Annotated in this window: 9 protein-coding genes, 1 tRNA gene and 1 pseudogene; 3 read left to right on the forward strand and 8 right to left on the reverse strand. The window is 60.8% G+C overall.

Annotation, left to right across the window (positions count from 1 at the left end; all coding sequences use genetic code 11):
- Positions 1-75 precede the first annotated feature (75 nt).
- From HMPREF9451_RS03995 to nrfD, 6 genes are all read right to left on the reverse strand, one after another.
- Positions 76-654, reverse strand: coding sequence for a 4Fe-4S dicluster domain-containing protein (locus HMPREF9451_RS03995; RefSeq protein ID WP_009139026.1), 579 nt, complete (start codon positions 652-654; stop codon positions 76-78).
- 24 nt (positions 655-678) lie between these two features.
- The gene (locus HMPREF9451_RS04000; RefSeq protein ID WP_009139027.1) at positions 679-3303 is read right to left on the reverse strand and encodes a molybdopterin-dependent oxidoreductase; all 2625 of its coding nucleotides are present in this window, start codon (positions 3301-3303) and stop codon (positions 679-681) included.
- Between the two features lie 22 nt (positions 3304-3325).
- Positions 3326-4096 (reverse strand): DmsC/YnfH family molybdoenzyme membrane anchor subunit, encoded by a 771-nt coding sequence (locus HMPREF9451_RS04005; protein WP_009139028.1) that lies wholly within the window; start codon positions 4094-4096, stop codon positions 3326-3328.
- 357 nt (positions 4097-4453) lie between these two features.
- A complete protein-coding gene (locus tag HMPREF9451_RS04010; RefSeq protein WP_009139029.1) occupies positions 4454-5425 on the reverse strand; it encodes a slipin family protein in 972 nt (323 codons plus the stop codon).
- Complete coding sequence (locus tag HMPREF9451_RS04015) at positions 5409-5819, reverse strand: GntR family transcriptional regulator (RefSeq protein WP_009139030.1); 411 nt, start codon at positions 5817-5819, stop codon at positions 5409-5411. The genes HMPREF9451_RS04010 and HMPREF9451_RS04015 overlap by 17 nt, the downstream gene beginning before the upstream one ends.
- A gap of 16 nt (positions 5820-5835) precedes the next feature.
- A complete protein-coding gene (gene nrfD / locus HMPREF9451_RS04020) occupies positions 5836-6753 on the reverse strand; it encodes an NrfD/PsrC family molybdoenzyme membrane anchor subunit (RefSeq protein WP_009139031.1) in 918 nt (305 codons plus the stop codon).
- Between the two features lie 259 nt (positions 6754-7012).
- On the opposite strand from nrfD, the pseudogene HMPREF9451_RS10285 reads away from it, so the two are divergent.
- Together HMPREF9451_RS10285 and HMPREF9451_RS09810 are read left to right on the forward strand one after the other, a co-directional pair.
- Positions 7013-7108: pseudogene (locus tag HMPREF9451_RS10285) on the forward strand (IS1/IS1595 family N-terminal zinc-binding domain-containing protein); the annotation flags it as partial.
- Positions 7109-7635: 527 nt separating this feature from the next.
- A complete protein-coding gene (locus HMPREF9451_RS09810) occupies positions 7636-7974 on the forward strand; it encodes a hypothetical protein (RefSeq protein WP_148508504.1) in 339 nt (112 codons plus the stop codon).
- 253 nt (positions 7975-8227) lie between these two features.
- Here the strand turns inward: HMPREF9451_RS09810 and HMPREF9451_RS04035 are convergent.
- Positions 8228-9354 (reverse strand): IS3 family transposase gene (locus tag HMPREF9451_RS04035; RefSeq protein WP_392391631.1). Its coding sequence is split into 2 segments (ribosomal slippage): positions 8228-9096 and positions 9096-9354, totalling 1128 coding nucleotides; the frame shifts between segments, so codons are not numbered across the junction.
- 431 nt (positions 9355-9785) lie between these two features.
- Here HMPREF9451_RS04035 and HMPREF9451_RS09390 point away from each other — a divergent pair.
- Positions 9786-10016: a hypothetical protein gene (locus HMPREF9451_RS09390; RefSeq protein ID WP_009139034.1), complete on the forward strand. Its 231-nt coding sequence runs from the start codon at positions 9786-9788 to the stop codon at positions 10014-10016.
- A gap of 175 nt (positions 10017-10191) precedes the next feature.
- On the opposite strand, the gene HMPREF9451_RS04050 is transcribed toward HMPREF9451_RS09390, so the two are convergent.
- A tRNA-Pro gene (locus tag HMPREF9451_RS04050) sits at positions 10192-10268 on the reverse strand.
- Positions 10269-10325 lie beyond the last annotated feature (57 nt).

Here is a 10325-nt window from a genome sequence, read left to right on the forward strand (position 1 = left end):
CATGCGGCACGCGGCGCGCTGCTGAAAAAACCGTCGCATCGCATGGAATCTGCGATGCGACGGAGAAACGACAAACTACCAGGTCAATTCGCGGGCTCCCTGAGCAAACGCGCAATCCTTGGCTTTGATGAGCACGTTCGGATGCGTTTCCTCGGGCGAGGGCAGCACCACGATGCTACCGTTGTCCAGGTCGCTACCATACTTCGCGCGCAGCTCATCCATGTCGCCAAAATCAAGCGCACGGTTCGGGCAGCCAGCCACGCAAGCAGGCTGGGAGCCCTCTTGACGCAGGCCATAGCAGCCGTCGCACTTACCGGAAACACCCTTTTCCGGGAAATACTTCGGCTGGCCATACGGGCAGCTCATCACACACATGCGACAGCCGATGCACTTGCTCTGATCCTGAATCACCGTGCCGTCGGCAGCCTTGTAAATGGCGCCCGTCGGGCAATTCTTCAGGCAAACAGGGTCCTCGCAGTGATTGCAGCTAAACGTGTAGCTAAAGCCCTGCACCTTCGGGAACTCGCCAACCGTGTAAGAATGCGCCTCGCGATACAGCGTGCCAACCTCAAGACGGTTCTTGTCCTTGCACACAACCTGACAAGCGCGGCAACCAGTGCAGCGGCTTTGGTCCAAATAGAATCCAACGCTCATGATTCACTCTCCTCTTCCGCAGCTCTAGTTTGCACTCCAGCGAGCCGGCTTGTCGCAGTCGCGGCCAAGCGGAGCGCCGGTGTACTTCTCGACATTGCAGATCTGGTTGTTGTAACCAGACACGCCCATGCCACTGTACTCGCTACCAATCAGATAGTTGTCGGAGCCAGCCATATCGATGCCGGTCTCTTCATCGACGTCAACCCATGCGCCATGGGGCACGCCGACCATGCCGGGCATCAACACGTCCATAACGGCAGCGTTGCGCAGGCCCTTGCCATACGGCGAGCTCAGCAGCACCGTGTCGCCGTCTTTGATGCCCAGGCTCTCCGCATCGCTACGAGCCAGGAACACCGGGTTTGCCCACGCCTCGCGCAGCCACGGGCAGTTGTCGAACACGGTATGCGAACGACGCAGGTAGTGCGGGTTGAACATCAGGAACGGATACTCGCCCTTTTCGCCGCCGATTTTACCGTCCTTGAACGTGGACTCGTAGCCCGTGCACGGAACGACATAGGTCGGGTACGGCTTGTACTGTTCGATTCCAGGGAAGCCGAACGACGCCATCAGGTCGTAGCGAGCCTGGCAGTAAATCTCCAGCTTGCCCGACTTGCTCTTCAACGGGTTTGCCTCAGGATCATCGACGAACTTCTGGTAGCCGATGTGGCCGTGCTTGTCACCGCGCTTGCGCGGGAACTGATAACCGCCGTTTTCCTTCAACTCCTTCAACGTGATGATGCCTTCCTGCGGCGTGCCTTCGGCGTTGAGGCTTTTGATGTCATCAGCCGTCAGCGTGACCAACGTCTTCATTTTGCCGTCATCGCCCATGACCTTGCAGCCGGCAATCTTCTCGTACAGCTGCTGATCCTCGGTCTTGCCATAAGCAAGCTTGGGATCCTTGCCGACGCCCGCAATCAGCAGCTCGCCGATTTCCTGGTCGGTCTTCGCCTCGCCAAGCGGCTGCGTCACGCGAGTGTAGAACGGCAGGTATTCACGGTTGTTGTAGTCGCCGAAACCGCCGCAACGCTCCCACTCGGTCGTAACCGGCAAAATGATGTCGGAATAGCGAGCGTTCGTGGTCATGAACTGCGCCAACGTCAACACGAAGTCAACCGCGCGGTGAGCCTCAATGCCCTCTTTCTGGTTCAAAGACGTCTGCAGGACGGCATCGGTCATATGATAGATGCACTTGATGGGACCAAGCTCCGTAGGATTGGGCTTGTGGAAGGAGCCGTACGCATTGGAAACGTCCTGCGTGTGGCCGCCGCCATTCTTGATGATCTCGTACATCTGAGGCTGGCGAACGCCCGTGGTAACCGGATTGGTCGTCTTCGGCATCTTTGCGGCACCGGCGGAAATCAGTCGAGCACCGCCATTGCCGGCGTTTGCGTGATATGCGCTAGCCGTTGCATGACCGGACTTGCCCATATGACCGCCCATGGCGCCCAAGGCGATCAACAGCTGCGGCAGCATTTCGGCACCGTTGCAGCGAGCCATACCATAGTTGTGCAGAATCATGACCTTGTTGCTCTTTGCCATAATCTGAGCCAGCTCGGTGACCTGCTCAGGCTTCACGCCGCAGATCGGCTCTGCCCATTCCGGCGTCTTAGGCGTGCCGTCGTACTCGCCAAGGATGTAGTCCTTAAGGTTCTCATCGATGGTCTTATCCTCAGGCATGCTCTCGGAGTCGAAACCAACCGTGTACTTATGGATGAAGTCCCAATCGATGATGCCTCCCTTTTCCTCGTCAAGGCGAAGCATTTCATAGGCAATAGCGAACATAAGCGCCATGTCCGTGCCGGTACGAACGGGAACCCACTCAGCATCAAGCATCTGGGCGGACGCGTTGTACAGCGGGTCGATGGATACGAACTTGGTGCCCTTGTCGCGCGCAGCCATCCAATAGTTGATAGGCGTACCGGCGGCAGACCAAGCAGGATTGGACGACCACATGATAATGTACTCGGCGTTTTCAAGGTCAAAGCGATCGTTTGCCGTATCCGCATCACCCGTACCGCAGTCCGTAGTCGGAAGACCCATCTTCGTCACGTCAAGCGTATACGTGCCATGCGACGTGGTATCCCATCCGCGCACGTAACCGGAAAGGACATTGAGCGTGGTGTTGTTCGCCTTGCAATAAAAACCCGTGGGGCCGTACTCGTCGGAAATGCGCTTGATTTCCTCGGATGCAAGTTTAATAGCTTCGTCCCAGCTGATGACTTCCCACTCGTCCTTGCCACGCATCTGGCCGTTGGACTTCTCGCCACCGCCAGGCTGCCAGCCCTTGCGCTTGAGCGGATGAAGAATACGGTCGGCGCCGAAGCACTGCTGCTGCTGGGTTTTGCCGCGCACGCAACCGCGCTGCTGCGGATACTCGATGGAATCCTCGTGCGTGTCATCGGTCTTCTGGCGAACAACGGCGCCGTCCTTGACCATGACCTTGTTCATGCAGCGGCCACCGCAATTGTGCCAGCACGCCGCGGAAATCCACTCTCCGCCCTTAGCCGGATCGACAGGCAATTCATGCTTGCCTGCAGCCTCGAGGCTCGATTCCGCCGAACAGCCAGCAGCGGTCAGGCCGGCCGCCCCCGCCATGACGGCGACGGATGCGCCCAGGAAGCCGCGACGGGAAATGTTGTTGGAATTCACGGTTATATCCCCCTTTGATTCCCTACAGCGCGCACGTCGCGTAAAACGCGTAACGGGCGACAGCGACGCCGATAATCAAAACAGCGCATACGGCAATGGCAAGCGCTTGTTTGTTTGCGAATTTGGAAGCGCACAGCGTGAGCGCGGCGCCCGCGACCGGAGCGATGGCCAAACCCGCGACCTGCATGGCCGGGCTTACGCCGGCAGCAACGAATGCAGCGATTTCAAGAGCCAAACCGATAGCGAGCATCACATCGACGGCGACCATGACGCAGGCGATGCGTTTTTCGGAAAGATCTGCGACGCCGAGCGCAGAGCACAAACCCAAGCCCATGGCCAAGTCGCCGGCGACGAAGCTCAGCACGGTAGCCGGGGCGTTCGTCCACACCGGATTGCCGAGCACGTCGATGTACGCGGTGCCCATCAGTACCATGCATGCCGCGGCGGCGACGGCCGTAACCGCGCGCAGGGCGAACGGGCTGTCCTTCTTCGCGAACGCAAAGCCCGCGTCGGCAAGCGCCAGCACGAAGAAAATGCCCGATACGACGACCTCGCGCACCATGCCGGACCCCAAGTTTACGGTCCCGTCGATCAGCGAACCTATAGCGCGCGAAATGCTCTGCACATGCGTAGAAGCGGCGAGCATGCCAACGGCAAACAGCACCACGACGACCAAGGGCATGAGCCACGGGCGGTCGCCCGAACGCGTGCGCGCGAAACAGGTTTCGAACACATACGCGCCTGCAGCCATGCCTCCTAGCACGGTGAATGCGAACAGAGACTCGAATCCCATGTTCCCCTCCTCCTTTTTCATTCGCCTCGTATCGAGGCGCACCTCCCGCAGAGCACGTCTCGTCTGCATGCCCTGCGTCCGACCGATGCGATGCCAGTCTCGACGAATCGATCGACACGTATCAGACGACTCTTTCATTTGTCGAAAATCAGCTGAAATCTCCAACGGCGACTATAGCAAAATTATCGTGCGACAATCAATAGTGTCGCACGACAATTTGATTATCCGATTATTCTATTTCGCGAATAATCATCGACAGCAGAGCCTACCCGTCAGAACGCCGAAACGAGCGAAAAGAAGGAGCACGTTCGCTTGAGCGTTCCGCACCGAAGCCCCGCCGCGCGCCGCACGGACGCGCTACTTCGCCTTCGCCTCGTCCGCCCGCACGTTGAAGCCTTCGCTATACGCGCTCGGCACCACCAGCGTGCCACCGCCGTTGTCCTGCATGCCTTCGTACGTCAAGTGCATCTTGCGCAATGCGAGCGCGACCTCGTCGTGGCTGTACGTTTGCGCGACCTCGTCGAGAATTTCGGACACATCACGCTCGGCCTCCATGAGCGTGATGCGCGCGCTCCTGCGGCATTCCGCCTGCGCCTCGAGCGACATGACCCCTTGCAGGTCTTTCGGAACGATCAGGTCTCGCACCTCGACCGATACGATGGAAATGCCCCAATTCGACACCTTCTCTTCGACTGCTTCGCGAATCTCCTGATCAAGCTGGTGCCTGCGCATTACCACGTTCGACAGCGAGGCGCGGCCGATCGCATCGCGCAGCGCGGTTTGCGCCGACAGCGCAACGGCGAAATGATAGTCCTCGACCTCCATGCAGGCTTTTTCGGGATCCCACACCACCCAGAACAAAACGGCATCGACGTCCAAGGGAACCAAGTCGCTCGTCAGGGCTTCTTCGGCGCCGAACGGCGTCACGTTCATGCGCTGGTCGACGCGCAGCGTGCAGAACTCCAGCAGCGGAACGGTGAAGAACAGGCCAGGGCCGGCAAGGCGGTCGAAACGCCCAAGCCGCATCACGACGACGCGCTCCCAATCCATGCACACGTGCACCGACGACAACGCAGCGAGCCCGATTGCCGCCGACAGCAGAATTCCCGTCAGGGTCAATTTGCCGACGACGGCCGCGGACGCGCCCAAGGCCGAAGCGAACGCGACGACCGTAAGCACGACGGTTACCATGACCGCCCCGTTGCGCGTCGCCTTTTTCGTGGGATCGGAACGATAGGCGTCGGCGGCGACGCCGAACTCCATTTCCGACCTGCGATGCGTATCCTTCTGCCCCGACACGGCCTCTCCGCCGCTATTTCTGCTTCTCATGCTCCCTCTCCATCCTTCGAACGCACGCGGTCACCAGTCTGGGAATGTCATCAAGAGCCATTCCTTCTTCCAAGCAGCTTTTCACGAAGTCGTCGACGAGGGCGGCAGTCCGGCCGTCCCCTTCTCGGACTTTCTCGGAATCGCTCACGAACACGCCGCTGCCCCGCACGGTCGTCACGAAGCCGTCCCGCTCGAGCCCCATGTAGGCCTTGCTTACCGTATTGTAGGCAATGCGCAGGTCCGCAGCATACTTCCTGACCGTAGGCAATTTGTCGCCCGGCTTGTAAAAACCCGACGTTATGAGATAGGCCATCCTGTTGCGCAGCTGAACCCACAGCGGCAAGTCGCTGCTCTCGTCGAATTCGAATATCGGTGTTTCCTTTGTCGCCTTCACGCGTCGTCTATCTCGCTCACACAACAGGCTGCACGCCGGCAGCCACCATAACTATCCTCAAACACAAACCGCCCGCCAGCACGCACGCAGAAACAAGCGCCAGCGAAGACGGACGCAATCTTCTTCTTCCAGCCATGGAGAACGCTTCGGCGCTCAAGGGAAGAAGCAGGGAACACGAAACGAACCCGAGCCAAAACATAGACGCATGCTCGCCCGCTAGCACCTCGTGCAGCGTCGAAGCGTCTGCGACCCTCGCCAGATCCGCGAACAACAGCGCCGCGACGGCGGTCTCGAGCAGCACGACGAGGAAATCGAAGCGGACGAGCCGTGATTCCCATCGCGTCACCGCCCGCCGATCCTCGCACAGGCACATGCCAAGCAGCACAACGACGCATCCGCACGAAAGCGCCGACAGCATGAAAAGCACGGGGAGCCATGGCGTCTGCCAGAGCTTTACGGCCACCGCGCTTTCAAGCAGCATGCCCGTATAGGTCATGACGGCGAAGGCGACGGGGACGCCCGCCGCCTTCGCCGCAAGCAATGCGCTCCCTGCCCGTTCGCCCAATGTAAACGCCGCATCGCAAAAACCCGCGACCAGGCATCCAATCAGCAACGACAGCGCCAACGCGCCGATAGAGACCAGGCTGCCCGTCGGATAGATCATCAAATAGTAGAAGGCGTCCGGCCTTCCGAGGTCCGCTATCAGGCACAGCACGCCGACCGCCATCATAGCGAGCGACGCCCCGTACACGATGCGTTGCATTCGCCGATACGAGGATTCGCACAGACGTCCTTCGGTGCGGCGACCGCCGCCCGCATTGCCATAGCGCGCTCGAACGGCTTCGCAGGTATCCAGCGAAGCCAGCACGGCATACGCCCCGGCAGCCGTGCCGCCGAGGAACAAATAGACCGCTATGAGTTCGCTGAATGTCATGCGCCCTGCCTTCGATCTCCCTCACTTACCGTGCCATTGTCGCACGACGATCCGCAAAATACCAGGATTTCGAGGGTTATGTTTCAGAAAGTGTGGCCAAAATGACCCAATAATGCCTGCTCACCTGTTATGAACTGCCCTCTGAAGTTGTCTTCAACCGACTCCCTGGTGTTTCAGAAAGCGTGTCTGATTTCCCCTTGACGCGCCTGTTCAGGCAAGCTTTTTCCAACGAAAAGTTGCCGAAAGACAGGATACAGGTGTGAATAATCCAAAATGCCCGGTCTGCAACTCCAAGATGAAGGGCAACGGAACGACGAAGGCGGGAACGAGGCGTTGGCGCTGCCCGAAGTGCGGAGCCTCGAGCGTGCGCAGAATAGACCGCAGAGCCAAGACGCTAGAAACGTTTCTGCGATGGCTGTTTTCCAAAGACGCGGTGGCCGACCTTCCGACGAGCAGAGCGACGTTTTGGCGCAAGACCTCTTGGGCATGGAGGCTTTGGCCTATAGCGCCTTTCACCGGAGAGGTCCATGACGTGGTGCATTTGGATGGCATCTGGCTGCGCAGGAAGGCGGTCGTGCTCATAGCGGTCGCTGACGGATGCGTGATCGGATGGCATCTCGCCCGAACAGAGTCGGCGTCGGCATGGGCGGCGCCCATGCTCAGGATCCCGCCTCCCAAGATGGTCGTCACCGACGGCTCTTCCGGCTTTTCCAAAGCGGCGAAAGCCATCTGGCCGACAACCCGCGTTCAGCGCCGCACGTTCCACGTAGCCAACCAGGTGAAGCGATGCACGACGCCAAGGCCCAGGCTGGAAGCCGGAATCGAGCTTTTAGGCATCGCCAACAAGCTCTCGGAGGCCAAAGACGCCGAAGCCGCCACCGCATGGCTTTTGGAATACAGTGCATGGTGCACAAGATGGGGTCCTTCCTCAGGGAGTTCACGCTCAAAGACGGCAAGAAGGCCTACACGCACGAGCGCCTGCGCAAGGCCAGGCGCATCCTCAACAAGCTTGTCAGAGACGGCACGCTGTTCGCCTTTGTCGAAATGGGCCGAGAGCATGGCGGCGCGTGGCCTTCCACCAACAACGCCGTCGAGAGCGTGAACGCCCGCCTTAGAGACATGCTGCGCCACCACCGCGGCCTTTCTTTGCCCCATCGGGTCAAGGCGATCTTTTGGCATAGCGGACAAAACGTGTACCCCAAATCGCGTCGTTTCGCCTGAACAGGCCAGCCGATCGCCCTTTCGGAGTTGACGGCACCGAACTCCGCACGCGGACAGAACGTGTGCCCCGATTCCCCTTGACGCCGCAGGTCGGCGGCGGAAAATCCCGCCCCGTGGCTCAATTCCCGCATGGGTAGGATGTCATGCCCCGTGTGCGGGGGCAAAATGAAAGGCCACTGATGTGGCTGATGTGGCTGATGTGGCTGATGTGGCTGATGTGGCTGATGTGGCAACATCTTTTTGGGCGATCCGGTCAGAGACTCAGGCCCGCCTCCCTGAACCCGACCGGGGTCATGTAGCCCAGCGTCGAGTGCAGCCTGCAGTTGTTGTACCAGTTTACCCAGTCGAACAGCTCGGTCCTCAGATGCTCCTCCGAGGCGAAGGGGCGCCCCCGCACCAGCTCTCGCTTGAGCACCCTGTTCGTCGACTCGACCACTGCGTTGTCGTGGGGGTTGCCGGGGCGCGAGACCGACCTCTCGATGCCGAAGGCCGAGAGCAGCGCGTCGATCTCCGCGTTGCAGAACTCCGACCCTCCGTCGCTGTGGAACATCTCGACTTCGTCTAGCGGGAAGTCCACGTTCGAGAACGCCGCCTTGACCAGGCGCGCGTCCTTGCGCCGCCCGCACGAGCTGCCGACTATCTCGCGGTTGCACAGGTCGACCAGGAGGCAGACGTAGCACCACGAGCCGCCGGCGCGGACGTAGGTGAGGTCGGCCGCCAGGTGGGTGCGCGGGGGGTGGCCGTCGAACCTCCTCGCCAGCACATTCCCCGCGGAAGGCGGCTGCGCGGGCCCGCGGCCTCCCCGCGGGGCGCGTCCCGAGTACGCGCTCGCCAGGCCGTTCTCCCTCATGATGCGGCATATCCTGCGCCTCGAGGCGACGACTCCCGACCTCGCGAGGACGATCTTCAGCCTCCTCGCCCCGTATCCGCCGCGGGACGCCTCGAAGGCGCCGACCACGTCCGGCTCGATCGGGTCGGGGGCCTTCGGGCGCGGCGGGTGCGCGAGCATGTGGTAGTAGGTCGAGCGCGGGACGCCCAGGATCCTGCACTGCGCCGATACCGGGTAGCGGCGGGCGTTGGCCGCTATCACTGTCACTTTCGTGCGAATATCAGCGCCGCTTGTTTTAAAACATCGACCTCCATCCGCAGCCGCGCGTTCTCGCGCTCGAGCTCGAGCAGCCTCGACTCCTCGGGCGTGCGGTTGTCCGCCGCGCGGGTGGAGCCGGTCTCGTGGACGAGCTTCACCCAGCGCCGGAACGTCGACCTGCCGAGATCGTACTCGCGCATGATCTCGGCGGCGGGCTTCCCGCCGTCGTAGAGCGCCACGATCTGGCGCTTGAACTCCTCGGTGAACTTCCTCGGGTGCTTCGGGTCGCGCATCGGAGCCTCCTTCCGCAAAGGGCCCTCCGTCCCTCATGAAACCGTCCAAAACAGTATAGCCACATCAGCCACATCAGTGCACGACGGCCAGGCCGAACCTCCAGGCGGGAGCCGAGCTGTACTCCATCGCGAAGGAGCTGCTGAAGGTCGAGGACGCGGACGACGCGGCCCGCTGGCTCGCCTCGTTCGCGAGATGGTGCTCCGAATGGGACGCGTTCCTCGGCGAGAAGGCCGTCGTCGACGGCAGGTCCCAGTTCAAGCACCAGCGCCTCAGGAGGGCGAGGCGGACCCTCGAGCGGCTGTGCCGCTCGGGCTGCCTGTTCACGTTCCTCGACCCCGAGCTGGCGAAGGACGGGGCCGTTCCGTCGACCAACAACCGCATCGAGGGGATGAACTCCAGGCTGAGAGAGCTGCTCCGCAGGCACAGGGGCATGGCTATCGACCACAGGGCCAAGGCGATGTCGTGGTGGCTCTACATGCACACCGAGAGCCCGATGCCGGCGGCGAGAATCATGGCCGAGATGCCCACCGACGAATCCATAGCGGGCATGTGCGCGAAGGCGGACGGCATGCGCCGCAACGACGAGGCCGTCCAGAGATGGGGCGCGGCGGTGACATGGGAGGAATTCCACGCCAGGGAATGGAAAGGGTCGGATTGGTAGCCGGGGGTACACGTTTTGTCCGTTAAGCCTCGCATGGACAAAAACGCCGCGGCATGGCCTTCGGGATGGTTCGACGATGGCGGCGTAAGCATTCTTTAGTCGCGTGCCGACGCATGCGACTCGAAAGCACAAAAAAACAGGCCAGAAGATTACTCCTCTGACCTGCTGATTTAGCTGGTCGGGTTGACAGGATTTGAACCTGCGACCCCTTGACCCCCAGTCAAGTGCGCTACCAAACTGCGCCACAACCCGTTGCGTTCTCGCTGTTTCGTTTCTTTGTTTCCCTCAAACGCAAAACGGTATATTACG

Source organism: Slackia piriformis YIT 12062 (assembly GCF_000296445.1).
GTDB classification, from domain to species: domain Bacteria; phylum Actinomycetota; class Coriobacteriia; order Coriobacteriales; family Eggerthellaceae; genus Slackia; species Slackia piriformis.